This is a genomic window from Rhodococcus triatomae (assembly GCF_014217785.1).
Classification (GTDB): Bacteria; Actinomycetota; Actinomycetes; order Mycobacteriales; family Mycobacteriaceae; genus Rhodococcus_F; species Rhodococcus_F triatomae.
The window spans coordinates 3,414,070-3,438,208 of sequence record NZ_CP048814.1; the positions used below are offsets into that span (position 1 = coordinate 3,414,070).

General features: G+C 68.5%; 24 protein-coding genes. 16 read left to right on the plus strand and 8 right to left on the minus strand.

The features are described 5' to 3' along the window. Positions 1–62: 62 nt before the first annotated feature. From fusA to G4H71_RS16210, 3 genes are all read left to right on the plus strand, one after another. Positions 63–2,165: an elongation factor G gene (fusA, locus tag G4H71_RS16200; protein ID WP_072738342.1), complete on the plus strand. Its 2,103-nt coding sequence runs from the start codon at positions 63–65 to the stop codon at positions 2,163–2,165. 78 nt (positions 2,166–2,243) lie between these two features. Beyond that, on the plus strand, positions 2,244–3,434 hold the full coding sequence (gene tuf, locus G4H71_RS16205) for an elongation factor Tu (RefSeq protein WP_072738341.1): 1,191 nt from the start codon (positions 2,244–2,246) through the stop codon (positions 3,432–3,434). 246 nt (positions 3,435–3,680) lie between these two features. Next, positions 3,681–4,763, plus strand: a complete 1,083-nt coding sequence (locus G4H71_RS16210; RefSeq protein WP_083343089.1) for an acyltransferase family protein — start codon at positions 3,681–3,683, stop codon at positions 4,761–4,763. 53 nt (positions 4,764–4,816) lie between these two features. Here the strand turns inward: G4H71_RS16210 and G4H71_RS16215 are convergent, their stop codons facing one another. The 4 genes from G4H71_RS16215 to G4H71_RS16230 are packed head-to-tail and all read right to left on the minus strand — an operon-like array spanning position 4,817 to position 7,076. Next, positions 4,817–5,410 carry an Asp23/Gls24 family envelope stress response protein gene (locus G4H71_RS16215; RefSeq protein ID WP_072738340.1) on the minus strand — a complete coding sequence of 198 codons (594 nt, stop codon included), beginning with the start codon at positions 5,408–5,410 and terminating at the stop codon, positions 4,817–4,819. After that, positions 5,407–6,387, minus strand: coding sequence for a DUF6286 domain-containing Asp23/Gls24 family envelope stress response protein (locus tag G4H71_RS16220; RefSeq protein ID WP_072738339.1), 981 nt, complete (start codon positions 6,385–6,387; stop codon positions 5,407–5,409). The genes G4H71_RS16215 and G4H71_RS16220 overlap by 4 nt, the downstream gene beginning before the upstream one ends. Next, the gene (locus tag G4H71_RS16225; RefSeq protein WP_072738338.1) at positions 6,380–6,559 is read right to left on the minus strand and encodes a DUF2273 domain-containing protein; all 180 of its coding nucleotides are present in this window, start codon (positions 6,557–6,559) and stop codon (positions 6,380–6,382) included. Before G4H71_RS16225 ends, G4H71_RS16220 begins: the two co-directional genes overlap by 8 nt. A 55-nt stretch (positions 6,560–6,614) precedes the next feature. Beyond that, a complete protein-coding gene (locus G4H71_RS16230; RefSeq protein ID WP_072738337.1) occupies positions 6,615–7,076 on the minus strand; it encodes an Asp23/Gls24 family envelope stress response protein in 462 nt (153 codons plus the stop codon). Between the two features lie 184 nt (positions 7,077–7,260). Here G4H71_RS16230 and G4H71_RS16235 point away from each other — a divergent pair, with 184 nt between their 5' ends. Then, a complete protein-coding gene (locus G4H71_RS16235) occupies positions 7,261–8,463 on the plus strand; it encodes an NAD(P)/FAD-dependent oxidoreductase (protein WP_246442073.1) in 1,203 nt (400 codons plus the stop codon). Positions 8,464–8,495: 32 nt separating this feature from the next. Next, the gene (locus tag G4H71_RS16240) at positions 8,496–9,248 is read left to right on the plus strand and encodes a glutamate racemase (RefSeq protein WP_072738336.1); all 753 of its coding nucleotides are present in this window, start codon (positions 8,496–8,498) and stop codon (positions 9,246–9,248) included. 90 nt (positions 9,249–9,338) lie between these two features. Here G4H71_RS16240 and G4H71_RS16245 read toward each other — a convergent pair whose 3' ends face one another. Next, positions 9,339–9,704: an SPW repeat domain-containing protein gene (locus tag G4H71_RS16245; RefSeq protein ID WP_072738335.1), complete on the minus strand. Its 366-nt coding sequence runs from the start codon at positions 9,702–9,704 to the stop codon at positions 9,339–9,341. Positions 9,705–9,916: 212 nt separating this feature from the next. On the opposite strand from G4H71_RS16245, the gene G4H71_RS16250 reads away from it, so the two are divergent. Both G4H71_RS16250 and G4H71_RS16255 read left to right on the plus strand, forming a co-directional pair. Beyond that, positions 9,917–10,621, plus strand: a complete 705-nt coding sequence (locus G4H71_RS16250) for an SOS response-associated peptidase (RefSeq protein ID WP_072738334.1) — start codon at positions 9,917–9,919, stop codon at positions 10,619–10,621. Between the two features lie 13 nt (positions 10,622–10,634). After that, complete coding sequence (locus G4H71_RS16255; RefSeq protein WP_072738333.1) at positions 10,635–11,354, plus strand: DNA alkylation repair protein; 720 nt, start codon at positions 10,635–10,637, stop codon at positions 11,352–11,354. A gap of 32 nt (positions 11,355–11,386) precedes the next feature. Here G4H71_RS16255 and G4H71_RS16260 read toward each other — a convergent pair whose 3' ends face one another. Both G4H71_RS16260 and G4H71_RS16265 read right to left on the minus strand, forming a co-directional pair. Then, positions 11,387–12,442 carry a ferredoxin--NADP reductase gene (locus G4H71_RS16260; protein ID WP_072738332.1) on the minus strand — a complete coding sequence of 352 codons (1,056 nt, stop codon included), beginning with the start codon at positions 12,440–12,442 and terminating at the stop codon, positions 11,387–11,389. 94 nt (positions 12,443–12,536) lie between these two features. After that, positions 12,537–13,025, minus strand: coding sequence for a GbsR/MarR family transcriptional regulator (locus G4H71_RS16265; protein ID WP_072738331.1), 489 nt, complete (start codon positions 13,023–13,025; stop codon positions 12,537–12,539). Between the two features lie 54 nt (positions 13,026–13,079). Between G4H71_RS16265 and G4H71_RS16270 the strand changes: the two genes are divergently transcribed. Together G4H71_RS16270 and G4H71_RS16275 are read left to right on the plus strand one after the other, a co-directional pair. Further along, the gene (locus G4H71_RS16270; RefSeq protein ID WP_072738330.1) at positions 13,080–14,033 is read left to right on the plus strand and encodes an ABC transporter ATP-binding protein; all 954 of its coding nucleotides are present in this window, start codon (positions 13,080–13,082) and stop codon (positions 14,031–14,033) included. Further along, the gene (locus tag G4H71_RS16275; protein ID WP_072738329.1) at positions 14,030–15,664 is read left to right on the plus strand and encodes an ABC transporter permease; all 1,635 of its coding nucleotides are present in this window, start codon (positions 14,030–14,032) and stop codon (positions 15,662–15,664) included. Before G4H71_RS16270 ends, G4H71_RS16275 begins: the two co-directional genes overlap by 4 nt. Positions 15,665–15,707: 43 nt before the next feature. Here the strand turns inward: G4H71_RS16275 and mftR are convergent, their stop codons facing one another. After that, entirely contained in the window at positions 15,708–16,322 is a 615-nt protein-coding gene (gene mftR / locus G4H71_RS16280) for a mycofactocin system transcriptional regulator MftR (RefSeq protein WP_072738328.1), read from the minus strand. Between the two features lie 103 nt (positions 16,323–16,425). Here mftR and mftA point away from each other — a divergent pair, with 103 nt between their 5' ends. The 7 genes from mftA to G4H71_RS16315 all read left to right on the plus strand — a co-directional run bounded on the left by mftA (position 16,426) and on the right by G4H71_RS16315 (position 24,096). Continuing rightward, positions 16,426–16,518 carry a mycofactocin precursor MftA gene (mftA, locus tag G4H71_RS16285; protein ID WP_072738327.1) on the plus strand — a complete coding sequence of 31 codons (93 nt, stop codon included), beginning with the start codon at positions 16,426–16,428 and terminating at the stop codon, positions 16,516–16,518. A gap of 87 nt (positions 16,519–16,605) precedes the next feature. Further along, the gene (gene mftB / locus G4H71_RS16290) at positions 16,606–16,875 is read left to right on the plus strand and encodes a mycofactocin biosynthesis chaperone MftB (RefSeq protein ID WP_072738326.1); all 270 of its coding nucleotides are present in this window, start codon (positions 16,606–16,608) and stop codon (positions 16,873–16,875) included. A gap of 81 nt (positions 16,876–16,956) precedes the next feature. Next, entirely contained in the window at positions 16,957–18,174 is a 1,218-nt protein-coding gene (gene mftC / locus G4H71_RS16295; protein ID WP_072738325.1) for a mycofactocin radical SAM maturase, read from the plus strand. Continuing rightward, complete coding sequence (gene mftD / locus G4H71_RS16300; RefSeq protein WP_072738324.1) at positions 18,174–19,355, plus strand: pre-mycofactocin synthase MftD; 1,182 nt, start codon at positions 18,174–18,176, stop codon at positions 19,353–19,355. Before mftC ends, mftD begins: the two co-directional genes overlap by 1 nt. 15 nt (positions 19,356–19,370) lie before the next feature. Next, positions 19,371–21,341 carry a mycofactocin system FadH/OYE family oxidoreductase 1 gene (locus G4H71_RS16305; RefSeq protein ID WP_072738323.1) on the plus strand — a complete coding sequence of 657 codons (1,971 nt, stop codon included), beginning with the start codon at positions 19,371–19,373 and terminating at the stop codon, positions 21,339–21,341. Next, positions 21,317–22,129, plus strand: coding sequence for a mycofactocin-coupled SDR family oxidoreductase (locus tag G4H71_RS16310; RefSeq protein WP_072738459.1), 813 nt, complete (start codon positions 21,317–21,319; stop codon positions 22,127–22,129). The genes G4H71_RS16305 and G4H71_RS16310 overlap by 25 nt, the downstream gene beginning before the upstream one ends. After that, a complete protein-coding gene (locus G4H71_RS16315; RefSeq protein WP_072738322.1) occupies positions 22,126–24,096 on the plus strand; it encodes a mycofactocin system FadH/OYE family oxidoreductase 2 in 1,971 nt (656 codons plus the stop codon). Before G4H71_RS16310 ends, G4H71_RS16315 begins: the two co-directional genes overlap by 4 nt. Positions 24,097–24,139 lie beyond the last annotated feature (43 nt).

A 24,139-nucleotide genomic window follows, 5' to 3' on the forward strand; every position in this document is an offset into this window, starting at 1 on the left:
CACCGGTCGGACACCGGACGCGGCCGAACCCGAATTACGAGCAACGAGCGGGGAAGAATCCTGTGGCACAGGAAGTGCTGACCGACCTGAACAAGGTCCGCAACATCGGCATCATGGCGCACATCGATGCCGGCAAGACCACGACCACCGAGCGCATCCTGTACTACACCGGTGTCAACTACAAGATCGGTGAGACCCACGACGGTGCGTCGACGACGGACTGGATGGAGCAGGAGAAGGAACGCGGCATCACCATCACCTCCGCCGCGGTGACCTGTTTCTGGAACGACAACCAGATCAACATCATCGACACCCCCGGCCACGTCGACTTCACGGTCGAGGTCGAGCGGTCCCTGCGCGTCCTCGACGGCGCCGTCGCGGTCTTCGACGGCAAGGAAGGCGTCGAGCCGCAGTCGGAGCAGGTGTGGCGTCAGGCCGCCAAGTACGACGTTCCGCGCATCTGTTTCGTCAACAAGATGGACAAGATGGGCGCGGACTTCTACTTCACGGTCCAGACCATCATCGACCGTCTCGGCGCGAAGCCGCTGGTCCTGCAGCTGCCCATCGGCGCAGAGGACGAGTTCGACGGCGTGGTCGACCTGGTCGAGATGAAGGCCATCACCTGGCGTGGCACCGTCGAGATCGGCGCTGCGCCGACCTTCGAGGAGATCCCCGCGGATCTGGCCGACAAGGCTGCCGAGTACCGCGAGAAGCTGCTCGAGACGGTTGCCGAGTCCGACGAAGAGCTCATGGAGAAGTACTTCGGCGGCGAGGAACTCACCGTCGAGGAGATCAAGGGCGCCATCCGCAAGATGACGGTCGCTTCCGAGCTCTACCCGGTGCTGTGCGGGTCCGCGTTCAAGAACAAGGGCGTGCAGCCCATGCTCGACGCGGTCATCGACTACCTGCCGAACCCGCTCGACATCGGCGAGGTCCACGGCCACGTGGTGGGCAACGAGGAAGAAGAGATCACCCGTCGGCCGTCCAAGGACGAGCCGTTCTCGGCGCTCGCGTTCAAGATCGCCGCGCACCCGTTCTTCGGCAAGCTCACCTTCGTGCGGGTGTACTCCGGCCAGGTTGCTCCCGGGGCCCAGGTCCTCAACGCGACCAAGGGCAAGAAGGAGCGCATCGGCAAGCTCTTCCAGATGCACGCCAACAAGGAGAACCCGGTCGACGAGGCAGTCGCGGGCCACATCTACGCGATGATCGGCCTGAAGGACACCACTACCGGCGACACCCTGTGCGATCAGGCGAACCCGGTCGTGCTCGAGTCGATGACGTTCCCGGACCCGGTCATCCAGGTGTCCATCGAGCCGAAGACCAAGTCCGACCAGGAGAAGCTGGGCACCGCGATCCAGAAGCTCGCCGAAGAGGACCCGACCTTCTCGGTCGAGCTCGACGACGAGACCGGCCAGACCGTCATCGGCGGCATGGGCGAGCTGCACCTCGACATCCTCGTCGACCGCATGCGGCGCGAGTTCAAGGTCGAGGCCAACGTCGGCAAGCCGCAGGTCGCGTACCGCGAGACGATCACCAAGAAGGTCGAGAAGCTCGAGTTCACGCACAAGAAGCAGACCGGTGGTTCGGGCCAGTTCGCGAAGGTCATCATCGCCCTCGAGCCGTTCGTCGGCGAGGACGGCGCGAGCTACGAGTTCGAGAACAAGGTCACCGGTGGCCGCGTGCCGCGCGAGTACATCCCCTCGGTCGACGCCGGTGCGCAGGACGCCATGCAGTACGGCGTGCTCGCCGGGTACCCGCTGGTGAACCTCAAGCTCACCCTGGTCGACGGCGCGTACCACGACGTCGACTCCTCGGAAATGGCCTTCAAGGTCGCCGGTTCGCAGGCGCTGAAGGAAGCCGCCCGCAAGGCCGGCCCGGTCATTCTCGAGCCCCTCATGGCCGTCGAGGTCACCACACCCGAGGACTACATGGGTGAAGTGATCGGCGACCTGAACTCCCGCCGTGGCCAGATCCAGGCCATGGAGGAACGCAGTGGTGCCCGTGTCGTCAAGGCGCTGGTTCCGCTCTCGGAGATGTTCGGCTACATCGGTGACCTGCGGTCGAAGACCCAGGGTCGAGCGAACTTCTCCATGGTGTTCGATTCCTACGCAGAGGTTCCCTCGAACGTCTCGAAGGAAATCATCGCCAAGGCGACCGGCGAATAGCCTGTCGGCCGAACGACAAAGTAATTACCCACCGCACTGCTGCATACCGCAAGCACCAATCAGTCCAGGAGGACACAAGTGGCGAAGGCGAAGTTCGAGCGGACCAAGCCGCACGTGAACATCGGCACCATCGGTCACGTCGACCACGGCAAGACCACGCTGACCGCGGCCATCACCAAGGTTCTGCACGATGCGTACCCGGACCTGAACGAGGCGTCGGCGTTCGACGAGATCGACAAGGCTCCTGAGGAGAAGGCTCGCGGCATCACGATCAACATCTCGCACGTCGAGTACCAGACCGAGAAGCGCCACTACGCCCACGTCGACGCTCCCGGTCACGCCGACTACATCAAGAACATGATCACCGGTGCGGCCCAGATGGACGGTGCCATTCTCGTGGTCGCCGCCACCGACGGCCCGATGCCGCAGACGCGTGAGCACGTGCTGCTCGCCCGTCAGGTCGGCGTGCCTTACATCCTCGTCGCGCTGAACAAGTCCGACATGGTCGACGACGAGGAAATCCTCGAGCTCGTCGAGATGGAGGTCCGCGAGCTGCTCGCGAGCCAGGACTTCGACGAGGAGGCTCCGGTCGTGCGCGTCTCGGGCCTGAAGGCGCTCGAGGGCGACGAGAAGTGGGCCAACAGCATTCTCGAGCTGATGAACGCCGTTGACGAGTCCATCCCGGACCCGGTTCGTGAGACCGAGAAGCCGTTCCTCATGCCCGTCGAGGACGTCTTCACCATCACCGGTCGTGGCACCGTCGTCACCGGCCGCATCGAGCGCGGTGTGGTCAACGTGAACGAAGAGGTCGAGATCGTCGGTATCAAGGAGACGGTCACCAAGACCACCGTCACCGGTATCGAGATGTTCCGCAAGCTGCTCGACTCGGGTCAGGCGGGCGACAACGTCGGTCTGCTGGTTCGTGGTATCAAGCGCGAGGACGTCGAGCGCGGCCAGGTCGTCATCAAGCCGGGCACCACGACCCCGCACACCGAGTTCGAGGGCCAGGCGTACATCCTGTCCAAGGACGAGGGTGGCCGTCACACGCCGTTCTTCAACAACTACCGTCCGCAGTTCTACTTCCGTACCACGGACGTGACGGGCGTCGTGACGCTGCCCGAGGGCACCGAGATGGTCATGCCCGGTGACAACACCGAGATGTCCGTCAAGCTGATCCAGCCGGTCGCCATGGACGAGGGCCTGCGCTTCGCGATCCGTGAGGGTGGCCGCACCGTCGGCGCCGGCAAGGTCACCAAGATCGTCAAGTGATCTCTGCACTCGCATGAATCGGTGATCGCTCACGCGATCACATGCTGAACGACAGCGGCGCTCACCCCTCGGGGTGGGCGCCGCTGTCGTCCTGTTCGGGCTTTTCGTCCGATCGCGTAGAATGGCCGCGGTCGACTTCGCGCGCGACACTTTCGCGTGAACCGTCGTTCGAGGGCCGGGCCGTACCGGGCGACCTGTCGGCCGCTCCCTCGAAGGAGCCGCCCGCGTCGAAGGAGCAGTACTCCCGTGCACACCACCCCCACCACCGGCTCGAGCCGGGCCGGCGACCCCGCCGTCGCCGGCGGCGTCGCGTCGGCGGCCGCGCCGGCAGCGGCGAAGCCGCGCCACGGGTGGGTCGACCTCGCCAAGGGCGTGTGCATCGTCCTGGTGGTGCTGCTGCACACGACGAACTTCATGGTGGGGCGCGGTCTGGCAGATCCGATCTGGCACGAGGTGAACTCGTTCGCGCAGCCGGTGCGGATGCCCCTGTTCTTCTTCGTCTCCGGTCTGTTCGTCACGAAGGCGTTGACGATGTCGTGGACCGACGTGCTCCGCCGGCGGGTGGCGCCCCTGGTCTACATCTACGCGTTGTGGACGGTCCTCCGGTTTTGGTACTTCACGCTGTTCCCGGAGACGAGCGGAACCGCCGAGGCAGCCGCGTGGTGGAAGCCGCTCGAGGCAGCCGTGCGCCCGGACAGCGGAATGTGGTTCATCTATGCGTTGGCGGTCTTCACGATCGCCGCCCGGGCGCTGCGCGATGTGGCTCCGGTGACCCAGATTGCTGCGGCGGGCGCGCTGGCAGTGGTCTCCCCCCGGCTCGAGTTCGACAGCTGGGCCTGGCACAGCATGCTGTCGTACCTCGTGTTCTTCCTGCTCGGTGTGTATCTCGCGCCGTTCGCGCACCGAGTTGCCGCCGGCTCGACGGTCCCCCGGGCGATGTATGCGGTGGGGCTGTGCGCGGTGGCCTCGCTCATCTATCGTGACAGCGACGTGGGTGAATACACGGTCGCGACCGTGGCGCTCAGTGTCATCGGTCTTGCGGCCGGAGTGATGGTGATGGGTAGGTTCGGTGAGGCCCGCATCCTCGAGCCGCTGCGACGGCTCGGCCGCAATACGCTGCCGGTCTTCCTCATGCACGAGATCGTGCTCGGGACGGTGATCGCCGGTCTGATGGCGGTCGGCCTCGACCTCGCCGTCGGTCAGCGGATTCCGGCCGGCCCGCTGGTGGTCACGGCCGTCGCGGTGGCGGTGTCGATCGGCGTGCACCGGCTCACCCTGCTCCTGCGCCAGCCCTGGCTGTTCACGATCCCGGACCGGTTGATGCCCTGATCCGGCGTGCCCGCTGTCAGTGTGTAGTAGCTGTCATCAGTGCGTGGTAGCTGTCAGTGCGTTGCCGGTTCTTCCTCGGCCGGTGACGGGTGGTGGTCGGCGGGATCGAGGTGCAGGCGAACCTGGGTGGCGACGTCGGCGTCCTGCACTGTCGCAGCGATCCAGGCGGCTGTTTCCTCGGCTCGTGCGGTGAACGCGAGAATGTCGATCCCGGCGTGAGCGTTGACCACCAGGGACAGCGTGGGGAGACCACGGTCGACGAGCGCCCGCGCCCGCACCGATCGCACTTCGGGGAACTCGCGCAGTTCGCCGGCGATTCCGTCGGCCAGTGCGCCGAGATCGATCGCCACCGACAGCCCGCTCTCCGGATCGACGATCCGTACCGGATGTGGGCGGCGGCGGGTGAGATCGAGGCTCAGGAGCACGATCCCGAAGACCAGGGCCGCGACCAGGACGCCGGCGAGGAGCCACGGCCACCACGTCCACGTCGGCACGGCGACGACGGCCTCCCGGTCGTACCGCGCGACCAGGTCGCGGATCGCAGTGACCCCGAGATTCCACGCGAGCGCGTACGCGGCGCAGCCGATCAGTGCGAGCCCGAGGACGAGGACGATCGCCCGATTGAGAGCCGCGAGTCGCCGGCTCATGTGCGCACCTTGATCCGTAATTGCGGCTCGGTCCCGAGATGCCGGAGACCGGGTTCCACGGCGTCTCGAACGGCGGCCTCGATCTCCTGCTCCGAACTGACCTCGTTGCGGGTGACGTGCACGGTCACCCGTCGGCGGTCGACGGTGGTGCGCGCGGTGACGACCCCGGCCACGGCGGAGGCGTGGCTACTGGTGGTCCGGGCGACGTCGGTGGGTCGCATCCACACCACCGGAGCGGCAGTCGAGACGGTGAGCGGGACGTGCGTGGGAGGCCGTGGTTTGAGCGCGGCGACGACCAGGGCGACGCCGAGTACCGCGCAGGCGACGACGACCGGAATGATCCACTCCGACCAGTGCAGGCGTGCGGCCCACTCGACGGTGTTGCGGATCCACGGAGCGCCGTGCACGGTCTCGTGGACGATGAGCAGCTCCCGCGCAGCCACCACGGCCAGAGCGAGCGCGCCGAGGGCGATCGCGACGGCGGCGGGCACCGCGGCCGGGAGCGCTCGCGGCGTCCGGGCCCGGATGGCGGCGGCGGCATCCCGGGACGTTTCCGCCTCGGCCGGAAGGTGGTCGCCGGTGTCGCTGCTCCGGTCCACGGATTCCGCTCCGGTGGCGCCGGCAACGACGATGTTGAGTTCGTGAACCGGCAGACCGGTCAGTTCCTGCACCCGGTCCGAGACGTCGTGATGCAGTCGGCGGCTCACCCGGTCGACGCGGCTCGGCCAGGTCACGGCAACGTAGAGGTTGATCGCGATCGCGTCCGTCCCCACCGAGACGTCGGCGCGGGGGAGGTGACGGCCGGTGAGCCGACTGAATCCGCCCTGCGGCTTCCCGATGCCGGGTACCTGGGTGGCAGCGGTCGTGACGATCTTCGTGATCGCCTTCTCCTTGATGACGAGCCGGCCACGCAGCCCCGGGTCGTCGGCGAGCGTGTCGCCGGTGTCCGGGACCGGGGGACTCTCGGGATCAACCACGGCCGCGGGTGTGCAGCAGGGCGCCGAGGTCGATGTGGCCGTCGCGGTGCGCTCCGATCGCGATCCCCACGCCGCCGAGCAGGACGGCGAGAACGAATCCCGTGAAGCCTCCGGTGATCGCGGCGAGCGCGAGCAACAGTCCGGCGAGCAGTCCCAGCGCTGTGTTGGTCATCGTGTCTGGTGTCCCGTCGAATCGGTCGTCGAATCGGTCACTGCACCCTCGGTCGTCACTGCACTCTCGGCTTGGCGTCCGCGTCCTGGGGCGCTTCGAGGTCGTCGAACAGCACGACGTCGTAGACGGTGATGTTGACCTCGGTGACCTCGAGTCCGGTCATGGACTCGACTGCTGCGATGACGTTCCGGCGGATCCCCAGCGCCAGCTCGTGCAGGGCGACGCCGTAGTCCGCGACGATCCCGATGTCCAGTGCCGCCTGCTTCTCACCGACCTCGACCGCGATGCCCTGGGCATGATTGACGCGGGCGCCGGGGACGCGGTCACGCAGCGCGCCGACCGCGCGGGCGGTGCCGCCACCGACATCGTGGACGCCGCTGACCTCGCGGGTCGCGATCCCGGCGATCTTCGCGACGACGGCGTCGGCGATGGAGGTGGTGCCCTGTGAGCCGACCAGCTCCGCACCGGCGCTCGCTCCGTACCCGTTACGCCCCTTGCCCTCTTCGTCGCCGGTCATGGTCGCTCCTCACCGTGTCGCCGTGTCGTCTTCCACAGTAGTGACCCGAGGGGCCTCGCGGAGCCCACGCCACGCGGCGGCGTCGGCCGACGAATTAGAACGTGTTGCAGTTATGTGTCCTGCCGGGTCACACTGTGGGGGCGCCCACCCGCGTCGGGTGTGCCGCGGAAGGAGGGTGGCTGTGGTGGAACGAGTGGTGATCGTCGGCGCGGGTCTGGCCGGGCTGCGCACGGCGGAGGAGTTGCGTCGCGCCGGATTCGACGGTGAGCTGGTGTTGGTCGGCGCCGAGACCTGCCTTCCGTACGACCGCCCGCCGCTGTCGAAGGAGTTTCTGCGCGGCGACGTGGACGACACCACCCTGCGGCCCCGGGAGTTCTTCGACGACGAGCGCATCGATCTCCGTCTGGGCGCGGTGGCAACGGGCATCGACCCGGAGCGGCGCACGGTGACCCTCACCGCAGCATCGGATCCCGACACGTTCGAGGAACTCGAATACGGCGAACTCGTCGTCGCGACCGGGTTGACGCCCCGGAGGATCCCCGGCCTGCCCGAATCGGAGGGCATACACGTACTGCGGTCGGTGGACGACGCCCGCGGACTGCGGACGCGCCTCGTACCGGGCGCCCGAGCTCTCGTGGTCGGCGCGGGATTCGTCGGCTGCGAGTTGGCCGCCTCGATGCGCTCGGCGGACGTCGACGTCGTCCTCGTCGAGCCACGGTCGACGTCCCTGGAAGCCGCTCTGGGACCGACGGTGGGTGCGCTGGTGGCGCGCCTGCACGCCGAGGCAGGGGTCGACCTGCGCACCGGTGTCGGGCTGGCCGGGGTGGCGTCGGTGTCCGGCGCGTACCGTGCCACCCTCGGTGACGGCTCCGAGATCGTCGCGGACCTGATCGTCGTCGGCATCGGTTCGACGCCGGTCACGGACTGGTTGCACGGTAGCGGCGTCGCTCTCGACACCGACGGCGGCGTTCGCTGTGACGAGTCGGGACGCACCGGTGTCGAGCACGTGTGGGCGGTCGGCGACGTCGCCTCGTGGACCGGCGAGGCAGGCGTCGCCGAGCGAGTGGAGCACTGGAGCAATTGCGGCGAGCAGGCGCGGTCGCTCGCCGGGGCGCTCACCGGCAGTGGCGGGGAGGACACCGCGCAGGTCCGGTATTTCTGGAGTGATCAGTACGGGGTGAAGATCCAGGCGCTCGGGTCGGTCGCGGAGACCGACCGGGTCCACGTCGTCGTGGACGACGGCCGCAAGTTCGTCGCGTACTACGAACGGGACGGTCGATTGACCGGGGTGGTCGGGGCCGGGAAGGCCGGCGCCGTGATGAAGATGCGGGGAAAGATCGCCGAGTCGGTCCCGATCGGCGACGTGCTCGAGGTCGCCTCCACGTGAGGTGCGCGCAGGCGGCGCGCTAGATTCGTAGGGTGATCGTCGCGCTCATCGATTCCGGCCTCGGCTTGCTGCCGACGTCGGCGTGGCTGCGCAAGCTCCGCCCCGACCTGGACCTTCTCCTCGCACTCGACCCGGACCAGGCGCCCTGGGGGCCGAAACCTCGGGAGTGGGTGGTGGACCGGGTGCTGGGTGCGGTGCAACTGTCCCTCGATCACGGTGCCGAGGCGATCGTTCTTCCGTGCAACACGGCCAGTGTCAGCGCACTCGACGAGGTACGCGACCATGTCGGCCCGGCGGTGCCGGTGATCGGGACGGTGCCGGCGATCAAACCGGCGGCGGCGCGCTATTCGTCGGTGGCGATCTGGGCCACGGCGACGACGACCGCGAGCAGCTATCAAGCGGATCTCATCCGAAAGTTCGGCAACGGGAGCTCGGTGTCCGGGGTCGCGTGCCACGGGCTGGCCGACTCGATCGACCGGGGCGACCTGAACGGAGTCGACGACGCGGTACGGGCCGCAGCCCTGGCCACCCCGGCCGGTACCGAGGCGGTCGTACTCGGGTGCACCCACTATCCCCTCGTCGCCGACGTGATCGCGGCGCGCCTGCCCGAGGGGGTGGCGCTTTTCGACAGTGCCGAGGCGGTGGCTGCGCAGACGATCCGGCGGATCGACGCGATCGCGCCTGCGGGCCCCGGCACCGGAACGGTGCGGGTCTTCCTCAGCGGCCGTCCCGGTCGGCTGCCGGCGTCGGCCGACCGTTTCGAGGCCGGGCGCCTGCTGTCCTGAGCCCCCGCCGGAATCCGTGGCCGCACAGGTGAGCGGGGCCCGGCCACTGCCGCGCCCCGCTCTCGTCGTGCAGATGTGCTGTCTCGTCTGTCAGTGATGTGCCGCCATACCTCCCTGTCTGTGTGCCAGCGAGTTGGTCACCGGAAGCCCGGTGACCGCGACGACGACGGTGAGCACGCCGACCACCCACGCGGTCCACGCTGCGCCGCTCATCGCATGGAAGTTCATCGCCCAGGGAGCGATGAACATCAGTACGCCGAGTACCGCCATCCCGTACTCGGCGTACGACAGCTCGGGCCGGTACATGTGCGCCACGCCGGCCAGTGCCACGAGAACACCGAGAACGATCAGAGACCAGCGTGCCGCGTTGTTGGTATCGAGCCAGATCGGCGACAGTGCCGCGTACACGCCGAGTACCACGGCCGCGACATCTTGAATTCGACTCCACGACCTCATGTCGAGCCTCCTCGAACTGGATTGTGTCCACTTCCAGTACACGCCTGGTCGGGCGTCCTATCAATGCCGTCGACCATTGCATTCGGGTAACCGTCGGCCGGTTCAGGTCTCGATGCGGTGACTGCGAAACGATCGGTCCCGATGTCCCTCGCCGGGGGGTTCGTGTTGGATGGACACCGGGTGCACGGGAGTCTCGAGGATCGGGAGCGGACATGTGCGGGCGCTACGCGAGTACCACCACCGACAAGGAACTGCGATCGGCCTTCGCGGTGGAAGAGGTCGTCGACGATGCGCTACCGCCGTCGTACAACGTGGCTCCCACCCAGCAGGTACGGGTGATCCTCGAACGGCCTCCGCGAGAGGCGCCCGACGCAGATCCGGTGCGGCAGTTGCGGTCCGCCCGCTGGGGCCTGGTTCCGTCCTGGGCGAAGGACGTCGCGACGGGGAACCGGTTGATCAACGCACGCTCGGAGTCGATCACCGAGAAGCCCGCATTCCGGCGGGCGGCGGTGCGACGCAGGTGCATCCTTCCCGCCGACGGATACTTCGAATGGCAGAAGCGTGACGGGAAGAAGATCCCGTACTTCCTGCACGGCGAGGGCGTCCTCGCGATGGCGGGCCTGTACGAACTGTGGCGGGATCCGGACAAGGCCGAGGACGATCCCGACCGATGGTTGTGGTCGGCGACGATCCTCACCACCGAGGCGACGGACGCCGCGGGGCACATCCACGACCGCTCACCGGTGGTGCTGCCGGAGACATTCGTCGAGCACTGGCTGGATCCGGCGATCGACGATCCCGCACAGGTCCGGGCTCTTCTCGCCTCGGTGCCGGAGCCGAAACTCGAGCCCTACGAGGTTCGCACCGCCGTCAACAGCCCGAGGAACAATTCCCCGGAGCTGTTGCGGCCGGTGTGACAGGCTCGGGGACGTGCCCTCCACTGCCGCCGACGTCCAGCGTGACCTCGCCTTCGTGGCCGACGCCGCCGATGCGGCTCACCTGCAGCGGTTCTTCAAGACCGGGCCGGGGGAGTACGGCGAGGGCGACGTGTTCCTCGGGGTCCGGGTGCCGCAGACGCGGAAGATCGTCCGAGCGCATCGGGACATTCCGCCGGCCGAGATCCGCCGGTTGCTCGAGAGCCCGGTGCACGAGCATCGGCTCGCCGGACTCCTGCTGCTCGTGGAGCGGTTCGAGCGGGCCCGGGACGAGTCGGTCCGCGCGGAGGTGGTGGACGCCTACCTCGAAGCGGTCCGCGACGGGCACGTGAACAACTGGGATCTCGTCGATACTTCGGCTCCCCGCATCCTCGGCGCGTGGTTCGCCGACCGCCCCCGTGACCCGGTCCGTGTACTCGCCGCGGACGAGGACCTGTGGCACAGGCGCGTTGCCTTGCTCACGACACTCGGGTTCCTCACGCGTGCAGACGCGTCCACGACGCTCGAGCTGGCGGAGAAGGTGCTGAGCGATCGTCGTGACCTGATCCAGAAGGCCGTCGGGTGGATGTTGCGAGAAGTGGGCTCACGGGTCGATCGTGAGGCGCTGACGGATTTCCTCGACGTCCACGCCGCCGAGATGGGCCGGACCGCACTGAGCTATGCGACCGAGCACCTCTCCGCGGACGAGCGCGCGCACTATCGCGCCCAGCGCTGATCTACCCCCGGGAGGGGACGCGCAACTCGGAGTCAGAACTCGATTTCGAGGTCGTCGGTGACGGGCTTGGCCTGGCAACCGAGGATGTATCCGCTCTCGATGTCCTCCGGGTCGAGGATCTCGGAGTTCTCCATGTCGACCTTGCCGGACAGGAGAGTGCAGGCGCACGAACCGCATTCACCTTCCTGGCAGGAATACGGGACGTCGATGCCCTTCGACATCATGATCTCGACGAGGGTCTGGGAACGCGGCCAGCGCAGCTCGTGGGTCTCGCCGTCCAACGTCACCCGCACCGTCGCCGCGTCGCCCGCCTCCTCGGGGCTGACCTCGGCGACCTCGACGTCCCGGAACGGATCTCCGGCAAGCGAATTGAAGACCTCGGCATGGACGCGTTCGCGCGGCATCCCGGCGTCGGCGAGGGCCTTGTGCACGGTGTCCATGAACGGGCCGGGGCCGCACATGAACGCCTCCCCGGACAGGTACGGCGCCGCGAACGTCGCGATCTGGTCCGCGCCGGGCAACCCCTGCAGGCGTTCGAGCCAGTGCACCACGACCAGTCGGGCGGGGTACTTCTCGGCGAGCCCGCGCAGGTCGTCGGCGAAGATGACGGAGCTCTCGTCCCGGTTGGCGTAGAACAGGACGACCGTGCCGTTGCCGGCCACCAGGACGGATTCGAGGATGGAGATGACCGGCGTGATACCGCTGCCCGCGGCGAAGAGCAGGAAGTTGCCGTCGAGATGCTTCGGGCTGAACACTCCGGACGGGGGGAGCACCTCGAGGGTGTCCCCGGCCCGGACGTTGTCGCAGATCCAGTTCGAGCCGTAGCCGTCCGCGGTGCGCTTGACGGTGACCTTCGGTGCGTCGTCGGTGTACGGAGAACTCGCGAGGGAGTAGCACCGAGCCACCGAGCCGGTTCGGTCGCTCGGGATGCGGAGGGTGAGGAACTGGCCCGGCCGGTACGCGAATTTCTCGTCCAGTTCGGCAGGCACGTCGAACACGAGCGACCGGGAGTCCGGGGTCTCCTCGATCACCTGCGATACGGTGAGGATCACCGACCTCGAGCTGTGGGGCACGTCGAGCGTCGTCATCGTCTGGGCTTTCCTCTCGCGCCGGACCGGTGGTCAAATCTAGAACAGGTTCTAGTTTGAGGATAGCAGTCCGGTGTCCACCCCGGAACAACCGTCACGCTTCGGCACGGCGCTCCTCCCGCCACTGTGCGAGCAGTCGAGGCATCCGCTCGGAGACGTAGTCGAAGAAGTCCCGCACCTCGGCGATCCGCCGCCCGGACGGGCTGTCCGCGCCGAGCATGGCGATTCCCTCGCCGGCGAGGGCGGAGAACCGGCCGAGAGCGCGCTGGCGTCGCTCGAACGCGTTCGCCCAGAGTTCGACGCTCACGCGGTAGTGCCGTCGTCGTGAACCGGGAACCGCGACGCGCTCGATCAGCCCGACCTGGAGCAGGTAGTTCACGGCGCCGGAGACGGCGGCGGGGCTCACGCCCAGCCGTTCGGAGAGCTCGCCAGGGGTGGTGGTGTCGGCGTCGCTCGACATCATCGCGGCCCACGCACGGGCGGGCATCGGTGGAAATCCCATCGACACGAGCACCATCGCCAGCTGTTCGATGAACTGCCGAACGTCGCCGGAGGTGTCGCCGGCGCCGGAAGGGTCGGGCATGATTCACTCTTTCTAATCTTCACACATTTGTGAAATCACTGTACTGTCAAAAACATGACTGCAGCAATCTCGGTGGAGGGACTGGTCAAATCGTTCGGGCACGTACACGCGCTGGACGGGCTCGACCTGGAGGTTTCCCCCGGGGAGGTGCACGGCTTCCTCGGACCCAACGGATCCGGCAAGTCCACCACCATCCGCGTGCTGCTCGGGCTCCTGCGCGCGACCCGGGGCCGGGCCACGGTGCTCGGCGGCAATCCCTGGCGTGATGCCGTGGCACTGCACCGCCGCCTCGCCTACGTTCCCGGCGACGTCAATCTCTGGCCGAACCTGTCCGGTGGTGAGGCGATCGACCTGCTCGCCGGGCTGCGAGGTGGGATCGACGAGCGCCGCCGCGCAGATCTCCTCGAACGGTTCTCGCTCGATCCGACGAAGAAGGCCCGGACCTATTCCAAGGGCAATCGTCAGAAGGTGGCCCTGGTGGCGGCGTTCGCGTCGGATGTCGAGCTCTACATCCTGGACGAGCCGACATCGGGACTCGATCCACTGATGGAGGAGGTCTTCCGGGACTGCGTGCGCGAGGCCGTGGACGCGGGCCGTACCGTCCTGCTGTCGAGCCACATCCTCGCCGAGGTCGAAGCGCTGTGCGATCGAGTGAGCATCATTCGCGAAGGGCGCACCGTCGAATCGGGCAGTCTGGCCCAGCTCCGCCACCTCACCCGGACGTCGGTGTCCGCCGAGACCGACCGTGCGGTCGCCGGGCTCGGTGCCCTGGCCGGGGTCCACGACGTGCAGGTCGACGGTGTCCACGCCCGGTTCGAGGTCGACTCGAGCGCGCTGGAATCGGCGCTGCGGCACGTGATGGGCTTCGGTCTCCGCTCGTTGACCTCCTCGCCGCCGACGCTCGAGGAGTTGTTCCTGCGGCACTACGGGGACGAACTCGCGAGCGAGGACGCGGAGCACCTCGCCGCAGACCCGCACGGCTCGGTGCACCGAGGTGACGGGGTATGATCGCCGATCGCCTGCGCGGGACGTCGCGCCTGGTGCGGCTGGCCCTGCGCCGTGACCGGGTGCAGATCCCGGTGTGGGTACTCTCGCTGGCCGCGATCCAGGCGGTCTCGCTGGTGTCGTTGGAGGAGCTGTATCCCGATCCGGAGGATCTGCACGGCCTCGCGGTGAGTGCCGGGCAGTCGCCGGTGCAGCTGGCGACGGCCGGCATCGTGTCCGGCGACAGCCTGGGCGCCCTGCTGGCGAGTCAGACGGTGATGCTGTTCGCGGTCGCTGCGGCGCTCATGAGCACGCTGCTCGTGGTGCGACACACCCGGCAGAACGAGGAGACCGGACGCGCCGAGCTCGTCGAGGCTGCCGTCGTCGGACGGCAGGCCCTGCTCACCGCGGCCTTGATCGTGGCCGTGGGCGCGAACATCGCTCTGGGTGGTGCCAACGCGATACTGCTGGTGGCCCTGGGGCTACCGATGTCCGGTTCGCTCGTGACCGGTGCGTCGATGGCAGCCGCCGGCATCGCGTTCGCGGCGGTCGCGGCGGTGGCGGCGCAGGTCACCGGGTCGGCGCGTACCGCGAACGGCCTGGCCGGGGCGGTGCTCGGCGCCGCGTTCCTGCTCCGTGCCTTGGGCGACATGTCCGGCGAGGTCGTCGACGGTGGCATCCGGGTGGTGAGCGGATGGATGTCCTGGCTGTCGCCGATCGGGTGGGCGCAGCAGATGCGGCCGTTCGACGACGATCAATGGTGGATCCTCGCCCTGTTCGCGGTGTTCGTCGCGGTGACGTCGGTGATTGCCTACACGCTCACCGAGCGTCGCGATCTGGGGGCCGGGCTGATGCAGCCGCGGCCGGGGCCGGCGCGCGCGGCGCGCCTGTTGCCGACGGCGTTCGGGTCGGCCTGGCGGATACAGCGGTCGGTGTTGATGTGGTGGCTGCTGGCTCTCGCCGTGGCGGGCGTCGCGTACGGGACCGTGGGAAACGAGATCGAGGGATTCCTCGGTGAGGGCGAGCAGGCCGCGGAGATGATCGAGCAGTGGGGCGGGGGCGCGGACAGCCTCACCGACGCGTACTTCGCCACGATCCTCGTCTTCACCGCGATCGCCGCCTCCGCCTATGCCGTGCAGGCGCTGCTGCGGATGCGCGGCGAGGAGGTGGCCGGACGTCTGGAGTCGGTGCTGGCGACCGCACTGAGCCGTCCCCGCTGGATGGGCGCCCATGTGGGGATCGTCGCCGTGGGGGTGGTCCTGGTGCAGCTGGTGTGCGGGGCGGCGATGGGCCTGGCCTACGGAATGACGATCGGCGACGTCGCCGGGCAGTTGCCCGCACTGGTGGGGGCCGCTCTGGCATACGTGCCCGCGATCCTCGCAGTCGCCGGCTTCGCGGTACTGGTCATCGGGGGGCTTCCCCGCTGGGCGAGCGCGCTGTCCTGGGGAGCACTCGCGGCCTGCCTCGTCATCGGGATGCTCGGGCCGATCCTGCAGTTGCCCGAGGCTGTCATGGACATCTCACCGCTGCGGCACGTTCCCGCCGTCCCCGCCGAATCGGTGACGTTCGGGTCGCTGGTCGTGCTCGGCGTCGTGGCAGCGGCTCTCGCGGTGGCCGGGGTAGTCCTCTTCCGGCGTCGCGACCTGGAGTTGTGATCGGTCGGCAGACACGATCTCTCGGCAGACACGGGGGACCAGGTCAGCGCGTCAGTGCGGTCAGGCCGCCCGCCACGCAGTCCATCCCTTCGCGTAGTAGGTCGGGAAGCGCCGTCTCGTCGTTCGTCAGCCAGGTTTCGTACGCCGCCATCGCGACACCGAGGAGGACGTGCCCGACCGTCCGCGGCACGTGGTCGGTGGGCGCGGTGCCCAGGCGCTCGGCCACGTAGTCGGCGACGACGTCGCGCCAGCCCTGGTACATCACGACCGAATATGCCTGCAGTGCGGGTACCTCGAGGATCAGCTTCATCCTCTTCCGATGGTTGGACGCCTCGTGGACAGGGAAGGTGTTGAACTCGAGCAGCGCCGCGGTGAGCGCGTCCACGACGGTGAGGTCGGGCGGCAGTGTGTGCAGGCGTTCTCGCATGGTGGCGAGATGGGCGTCGAAATCTCCCCAGGGGATGGCGTTCTTGGAAGGGAAGTAGCGGAAGAGCGTGCGGCGCGCGATGCCACACGCTTCGGCGACCTCGTCCACGCTGGTCTCGTCGAACCCCTGCTTGCTGAACAGGTCGATGCCGACCGTGCTGATCCGGTCCTGGGTAGTGGCGGGGCGCCGACCCAACCGCGACGTGCCCAGCTGTGAGGTGCGACTACCCATCTCTATCGACGCCCCTTGTCATTCTGCACTCGATGCCATTATAGTCCGTGAACAGGGTCACACAGACACCCTAGATGTGACCGGAGTCCCGAGGAGGAAAGTCATGGACGAGAACGACGCCGTGAACGGCACCGAATTGGTCGAGGAGTCGCTGGTCGAGGAGGTCTCGATCGACGGCATGTGCGGCGTGTACTGACGGACGCCGGTTTCGCTCATGTCGACTCCTGTCTCACCGACGGCCCCCGTTTCACCGGCCCCTGATTCACCGGTCCCTGATTCACCGATGCCGGGGTTCGATCTCGACGGTGCGTGGCGGCTCCACGCGCAGGTGGCGCTGCGCCCCGAACCTTTCGGGGCGCTGCTCTACCACTTCGGCACGCGCAAGCTGTCCTTCCTGAAGAACCGGACGATCGTGTCGGTGGTCCAGGCACTGCCGGGTCATCCGGACGTGCGCTCCGCGCTCCGGGCGCACGGTGTCGGCGACGACGCGGCGCCGCAGTACGCCCGGGCGCTCGCCACCCTCGCCGACTCGCAGATGATCGTCCCCGCCTGAACCGTCCGCCCTCTCCCTCGCACGTCCCGCATCTCGCGCGGTGACCGGCGAGCGAAGCGGCGCACACGAATCGAGTTTCGAATGACTTCCATGCTGCAGCGGCCGGCTCCCGTCGGTCGGCTCGTCGACCAGTTCGAGAAGGGGCTCGACGCCCCGATCTGCCTCACCTGGGAACTGACCTACGCCTGCAACCTGTCCTGCGTGCACTGCCTGTCCTCGTCCGGTCGGCGGGATCCCCGCGAGCTCACCACCGACCAGTGCAAGTCGATCATCGACGAGTTGCAGCGGATGCAGGTCTTCTACGTCAACATCGGCGGTGGCGAACCCACGGTCCGTCCGGACTTCTGGGAGCTGGTGGACTACGCCACGGCACACCAGGTGGGGGTGAAGTTCTCCACCAACGGTGTACGGATCGACGAGAAGGTCGCCCGCCGCCTCGCGGCATCGGACTACGTCGACGTCCAGATCTCGCTCGACGGCGCCACGGCCGAGGTCAACGATGCGGTTCGAGGGCCCGGATCGTTCGCGATGGCGGTGCGCGCGCTCGAGAATCTCGCGGACGCGGGCTTCCGGGACGCCAAGATCTCGGTCGTCGTCACCCGCCACAACGTCGCCCAGCTGGACGACTTCAAGGCACTCGCCGACCGCTACGGTGCCACGCTGCGGATCACCAGGCTCCGTCCGTCCGGACGTGGTGCCGACGTCTGGGACGAGTTGCATCCGACCGGTGCACAGCAACGCGAACTGTACGACTGGCTGGTCGCGCACGGCGACGGCGTCCTCACCGGGGACAGCTTCTTCCACCTGTCCGCATACGGCGACGCCCTGCCCGGTCTCAACCTGTGCGGGGCGGGGCGGGTGGTCTGCCTCATCGATCCGGTGGGCGACGTCTACGCGTGCCCGTTCGCGATCCACGAGCAGTTCCTGGCCGGAAACATCCTGTCCGACGGTGGTTTCCAGCAGGTGTGGCAGCACTCCGAGCTGTTCGCGGACCTGCGTTCCCCGCAGACCGGGGGCGCGTGCACCAAGTGTGCACACTACGACGCCTGCCGCGGCGGGTGCATGGCTGCCAAGTTCTTCACCGGCCTGCCGATGGACGGCCCGGATCCGGAGTGTGTGCAGGGATTCGGGGAAGCCGCTCTGGAATCGGAACGGACCGTACCGAAGTCGAGTGTGGATCACTCGCGGACCGGGCAGCGCCGGACGCCGCGCGCGCCCGTGCCGTTGACGCTCATGACGCGTCCACCCGCCAAGATCTGCGACGAGAACCCGCTCGCGGGCATGACGAGGAGTGAGTGATGGCGAACACGTGGTTCGAAACCGTCGCCGAGGCGCACCGGAGGGCGAAGAAGCAGCTGCCCAGGCCGGTCTACCTGGCGCTGGTCGCCGGGTCCGAGAAGGGAGTGACGACCGACGACAACATCGCGGCGTTCTCCGAGGTGGGCTTCGCCCCGCACGTGGCGGGTCTTCTCGACAAGCGGGACCTCGCCACCACCGTGATGGGGCAGCCGCTGTCGTTCCCCGTCGTCATCTCGCCCACCGGGGTGCAGGCCGTGCACCCGGACGGTGAGGTCGCGGTCGCCCGCGCGGCCGCCAACCGGGGTATTGCGATGGGGCTCAGTTCCTTCGCGAGTAAGCCGGTGGAGGAGGTCGTCGCGGCGAATCCTCAGACCTTCTTCCAGATGTACTGGGTGGGCAGCCGGGACGAGATGCTGCACCGGATGGAGCGGGCGAAGAAGGCCGGTGCGGTCGGCCTGATCATGACCCTGGACTGGTCCTTCTCCCACGGCCGCGACTGGGGCAGCCCGGCCATCCCGGAGTCGATGAACTTCGAGGCGATGCGCAAGAACGCGGTGCAGGGGCTGCTGCACCCGAAATGGCTGCTCCGCTACGCGAAGTCCGGATCGATCCCGGACCTCACCACGCCCAACCTCGCACCGGCCGACGGCGGTGCGGCGCCGACGTTCTTCGGGGCGTACGGCCAGTGGATGGGGACTCCGTTGCCCACCTGGGAGGACGTGGCCTGGCTGCGGGAACAGTGGGACGGCCCCTTCATGCTCAAGGGCGTCATGCGCGTCGACGACGCGAAACGTGCGGTGGACGCCGGCGTCACCGCGATCTCGGTGTCGAACCACGGTGGCAACAATCTCGACGGGACGCCGGCTCCGATCCGTGCGCTCCCGGCAATCGCGGATGCCGTCGGCGGCGACATCGAGGTCGTCCTCGACGGCGGGGTGCGCCGCGGCGGCGATGTGGTGAAGGCAGTTGCCCTCGGTGCGCGTGCGGTGATGATCGGCAGGGCATACCTGTGGGGGCTGGCCGCCAACGGTCAGGCTGGTGTCGAGAACGTACTCGACATCCTCAGGGGCGGTGTGGATTCAGCGCTGATGGCGACGGGGAAGCCGTCCGTCACCGATCTCGATCCGTCGGATGTCGTGGTGCCCGACGGGTTCACCCGGGCGCTCGGCGTCACCCGCTGAGGAAGCGGGACGTCCGTGGACGCCGCACTCACCGGTCCGGTGCGGCTCGCCGGCTGCTCCGCCCCGTCGCGGATCGTGTTCGGCCCGCACGTCACCAATCTCGGTGACGGGAGGAGATTCTCCCGGCGGCATGTCGCGTACTACGAGCGGCGGGCCCGAGGTGGTGCCGGGATCGTCGTCACCGAGACGGCGTCGATCCATCCCGGAGACCAGCCGTACGAGCGCGCGCCCCTGGCGGAGGGCAACGGTGCCGGATGGGCCGCGATCGCGGGGGCCTGCCGGCCGTACGGAACGCTGGTGCTCGCCGGTCTCGGCCACGCGGGTCTCGAGGGATCGAGTGCGTGGACGCGCTCCGCGCTCTGGGGCCCTTCCCGCGTGGCCGAACCGGCCACGCGCGAGCTCCCGATGGAGATGGAACTCACCGAGATCGCGGAGGTGGTCGAGGGTTTCGCGCGTGCAGCCGCCGGCGCGCGTGATGCGGGCACGGACGGTGTGGAGATCGACATCGGCGTGCGGTCGCTGTTACGGCAGTTCCATTCCGGACTGACCAACCATCGCACCGACGACTACGGCCGGGACCGTACCCGAGTGACCCGCGAGGTGATCACCGCGGTGCGGCACACTTTCCGGTCCGGAATCCTGGCAGTGCGGGTCTGTTGCGACGAGTTGGCGCCCTGGGCGGGGATCACTCCCGAGAGCGCCCGGGGCTTCGTCCGCGAGCTGGCTCCGCTCGTGGACCTGATCACCGTCGTCCGAGGTGGGCTCTATTCGTCGCATGCCTACCGGCCGGACTTCCACGTCGCGCGGAACTTCAACACGGAGTTGTGCCGTCGCATGCGGGAGGTTGCGGGAGCGACACCGGTCGTGTTGCAGGGCAGTGTCGTCGACCCGGCCGACGCACAGCGCGCACTGGACGAGGGTGTCGCGGATCTGGTCGAGATGACCCGCGCCCAGATCGCGGACCCTGACCTGGTGCGGCGGTCGGCGGCCGGCCGCGCCCCGCGTCCGTGCGTGCTGTGCAACCAGACCTGCCAGGTTCTCGATCCGCGAAATCCGGTCGTCTCCTGCATCGGGAACCCGGAGGCCGGTGCCGAACCGTGCGAGCCGTCTGCCGGAAAGCCCGCCGCGCCCGGCGAGGTGCTCGTCGTGGGCGCCGGCCCGGCTGGCCTCGAGGCCGCCCGGACGGCGGCCGAGAGCGGGTGGTCGGTCCGGCTCGCGGAGCGCTCCTCGCGGCTCGGTGGTGAGGTGGCCCGCGCCGGGGCTCTCGTCCCCCATCTACTTCCGCTCGTGGACTGGCTCGGTGCCGAATGCGCCCGGCTCGGTGTGCGCGTGGCGCTCGATACCTCGATGACGCGCGGTGAGGTGACCCGGGAGATGCGCTCCGGTACCTGGGTTCTGGTCGCCGAGGGCAGTGATCCCTCGCCGGATCCCTCGCCGGATCCCTCGCCGCCCCCGGCCGACGGGCCCCACTGGATGTCCGCGGCAGCGGTCCTCGACGGCGTCCCGGACGGCGCGGTGGTGACCTGGGATCCGGTCGGTGGACCGCTGGGTGTCGCTGTCGCCTGCCGACTGGCCGCAGACGGACGAGACGTCACCTACGTCACCCCCGACGACGTGGTCGGGTCCCGCCTGGCCGCCACCGGGGACCTGTCCGGGGCGGGCGAGAGACTGCAGCGCGCCGGTGTCCGTCGGCAGCTGCGCAGCGACCTCGCCGGGTGGGACGGCACCGGCATCCGATGTCGTGACCGGTACACCGGCGAGACCCGCCTCGTGAGGTGTGACGTCGTCGTCGACTGTTCTCCCGGTCGGTCGCGGCACGAACTCGACGTCCCGGGGGCGAACCGGATCGGGGACTGCGTCGCCCCGAGGACCGTCGCCGAGGCGATACGTGACGGCCGGGCTGCTGCCCGGCACGTACTCGAACGGGAACCCGACCCGACATCGACGATATGGAGGACGACATGGGACTGCTCGACGGCAAGGTAGCGTTCGTCACGGGAGCTGCACGGGGACAGGGGCGCAACCACGCGGTGCGCCTGGCACGCGAGGGTGCGGCGGTCGTCGCGGTCGACGTGTGCGGCCCGGTGTCCGAGTACAACACCTACGAGGCGGCAACGAGCCAGGACCTCGACGAAACGGTCCGCCTCGTCGAGGCGGAGGGCGGCAAGATCCATGCCGAGCGCGCCGACGTGCGCGACGGTGCGGCGCTCTCCGCGGTGGTGGCGAAGGGGGTCGAACAGTTCGGTCGCCTGGACGTCGTCGTCGCCAATGCCGGAATCTGCAACTGGAGCCGGTTCTGGGAGATGCCCGACGATCAGTGGGAGACACTGATCGACGTCAATCTCACCGGTGTGTGGAAGACACTCAAGGCGGCGACACCGGCGATGATCGAGGCAGGTAACGGCGGGTCGATCATCGTGGTCAGCTCCGTGGCGGGTATGAAAGCGCTTCCCGGCCAAGCAAACTACGCTGCATCCAAGTTCGGTCTGGTCGGTCTGACCCAGGCGGCCGCGAAGGAACTGGGTGAGTTCCGGATCCGGGTCAACTCGATCCATCCCTACGGGGTAGACACCCCGATGGGTACGGATCAGGGCAGTCTGGAGATGTTGCAGGCGCATCCGCACTACCTGTCGAGCTTCGGCACGATCCTCACCGATACCCCTCTGGCCCGGACGGACGACATCAGTGACACCGTGATGTGGTTGGCTGGCGACCTGTCTCGGACCGTCACGGCCAGCCACATCGCGGTGGACATGGGAAGTACCAAGGTGTGACGTCCTTCCCGTTGTTGTCCAGCCCGGTGCGCGTGGGGCCGCTGACCCTGCGCAACCGGGTGGTGTTCTCCGCGCATCTGACGAATGCGGCGGTCGACGGGATGCCCAGCCGGCAGCACGAGGCCTACTATGCGGCCCGTGCTGCCGGCGGGGCCGGGCTGATCGTCACCGAGGAACACACGGTGCACCCGTCGGATCGCCCGTACGAGAAGGTCATCCAGGGTCACCGCCACGAGGTACTGGCGGGCTACCGTGCGCTCACCGATGCGGTGCACGCACACGACACCCCTGTGCTCGCGCAGATCGGACACAACGGCCCGCAGGGCACCGGTCTGTACACGCGGCGGCCGCTCTGGGCCCCCAGCGCCGTGCCCGATCCGATGTTCCGTGAGGTGCCGCACGCGATCGACACGACCGAGATCGGCGAACTCGTGGCCTCGTTCGCCCGGGTGGCGGAGCGCTGCCGCCGTGGCGGATTCGACGGGGTGGAGGTGCAGTGCTCACAGTCCTCGCTGATCCGCGCCTTCCTCGCGCCCTCGCACAACCTGCGCACCGACCGATACGGCGGAAGCCTGGAGAACCGCGCCCGCTTCCTCACGGAGGTGCTCGCCGCGGTGCGGGAGGCACTCGGCCCGAGTCTGGTGCTGGGCGTGCGTCTCTCGGGTGACGATCTGGTGGCGGACGGGATCGGGACGGAGGAGGCGGTCCTACTCGCCGGGATGCTCGACGGCGGGGGACGGCTCGACTATCTCAACACGACCGTCGGGACGGCGACCTCGACGCTGTATCAGGTGGAGGCGTCGATGGCCGCTCCGCGCGGCTACGGCCTGTACGTCTCGGACGCGATCCGACGGCGGGTGAGCCTGCCGGTGGTGGGCGCGGGCCGGTTGAACGATCCCGCCGTCGCGGAGCGGGCGTTGGCCGAGGGCCGATGCGACCTGGTGAGTGTGGTGCGGGGCCAGATCGCGGACCCGGAATTCGCGGCGAAGGCGACCGGTGGGCGCGAGGAGACGATCGTTCCGTGTCTGTCGTGCAACCAGGAGTGCATCGGCCGGGTGGGGATGAATCGCACGATCGCGTGCGTGGTGAATCCTGCCGCCGGCCGGGAGTCCGTCGACCTGCCGGTGCCCCGCAGGAGGGTTCGGCGCCGAGTACTCGTGGTCGGGGCCGGCGTGGCAGGCCTGCAGGCGGCGGTGGACGCCGCCGGACGAGGTCACGAGGTCACTGTCCTCGAACAGGCCGCCCAGGCCGGTGGGCAGGTGCGCCTCGCGGCCGGTGCACCGCATCGGGGTGAGCTCATCGATCTGGTGGATTCACTGGAACGACGTTGTGCGGACTCCGGTGTCGAGATCCGCTTCGGCACGCGGGCCGACCCCGACGTGGTCCGCCAGGCAGGCGTGGACGCCGTGGTGGTGGCGACCGGTGCGGAGCCCGGACGTCCGTCCTGGGCGAGCGGCCCCCACGTCGTCGACGTATGTCACGTGCTCGACGGCACGGCCCGACCCCGAGGCGAGGTTCTGGTCGTCGACGAGTCGGGGTTCCATCCGGCGACCTCCGTGGCGGAACTGCTCGCGCGACAGGGATGTGCCGTCACCGTCTGCACATCGGCCGCGGTGGTGGGTCAGGACCTGGGCCTGACCCTCGATCTCGAACGCTGGACCGCGCGGGTGCACGATCTGGGCGTGGAGACGGTCACCGAGGTGGTCCCGGTGCAGTGCCGGCCGGGTGGCCGGAACAGACCGGCCGGGTCGCGACAGGTCGTCGTCCTCGCCCACTATCCGACCGGAACCCGCCGTGAGTACGCCGTGGACTGGGTGGTCGTGGCGGCCGCGCAGCAGCCGGTGGACGCACTCTGGAAGCAGCTGCAGGGAGAGCGATTCGACGTGCATCGGATCGGAGACGCCGTCGCACCCCGACGCATCGACTCCGCGATCCGGGAAGGCGCGCGGATCGCGGCTCTGTTGTGACGGGCCGTCGCCGTGCCGAGCCGGCGAAAGCGGACGATGGCTG

Bases quoted from the DNA above. Each gene is read 5' to 3' on its own strand.
- G4H71_RS16215 (WP_072738340.1), bottom strand. From the start codon at position 5,410: ATGAGCCGGCGACTCGCGGCTCTCAATCGGGCGATCGTCCTCGTCCTC.
- G4H71_RS16225 (WP_072738338.1), bottom strand. From the start codon at position 6,559: ATGACCAACACAGCGCTGGGACTGCTCGCCGGACTGTTGCTCGCGCTC.
- G4H71_RS16230 (WP_072738337.1), bottom strand. From the start codon at position 7,076: ATGACCGGCGACGAAGAGGGCAAGGGGCGTAACGGGTACGGAGCGAGC.
- G4H71_RS16245 (WP_072738335.1), bottom strand. From the start codon at position 9,704: ATGAGGTCGTGGAGTCGAATTCAAGATGTCGCGGCCGTGGTACTCGGC.
- G4H71_RS16250 (WP_072738334.1), top strand. From the start codon at position 9,917: ATGTGCGGGCGCTACGCGAGTACCACCACCGACAAGGAACTGCGATCG.
- G4H71_RS16260 (WP_072738332.1), bottom strand. From the start codon at position 12,442: ATGACGACGCTCGACGTGCCCCACAGCTCGAGGTCGGTGATCCTCACC.
- G4H71_RS16265 (WP_072738331.1), bottom strand. From the start codon at position 13,025: ATGCCCGACCCTTCCGGCGCCGGCGACACCTCCGGCGACGTTCGGCAG.
- G4H71_RS16270 (WP_072738330.1), top strand. From the start codon at position 13,080: ATGACTGCAGCAATCTCGGTGGAGGGACTGGTCAAATCGTTCGGGCAC.
- G4H71_RS16275 (WP_072738329.1), top strand. From the start codon at position 14,030: ATGATCGCCGATCGCCTGCGCGGGACGTCGCGCCTGGTGCGGCTGGCC.
- mftR (WP_072738328.1), bottom strand. From the start codon at position 16,322: ATGGGTAGTCGCACCTCACAGCTGGGCACGTCGCGGTTGGGTCGGCGC.
- mftA (WP_072738327.1), top strand. From the start codon at position 16,426: ATGGACGAGAACGACGCCGTGAACGGCACCGAATTGGTCGAGGAGTCG.
- mftB (WP_072738326.1), top strand. From the start codon at position 16,606: ATGCCGGGGTTCGATCTCGACGGTGCGTGGCGGCTCCACGCGCAGGTG.
- mftC (WP_072738325.1), top strand. From the start codon at position 16,957: ATGACTTCCATGCTGCAGCGGCCGGCTCCCGTCGGTCGGCTCGTCGAC.
- mftD (WP_072738324.1), top strand. From the start codon at position 18,174: ATGGCGAACACGTGGTTCGAAACCGTCGCCGAGGCGCACCGGAGGGCG.
- G4H71_RS16310 (WP_072738459.1), top strand. From the start codon at position 21,317: ATGGGACTGCTCGACGGCAAGGTAGCGTTCGTCACGGGAGCTGCACGG.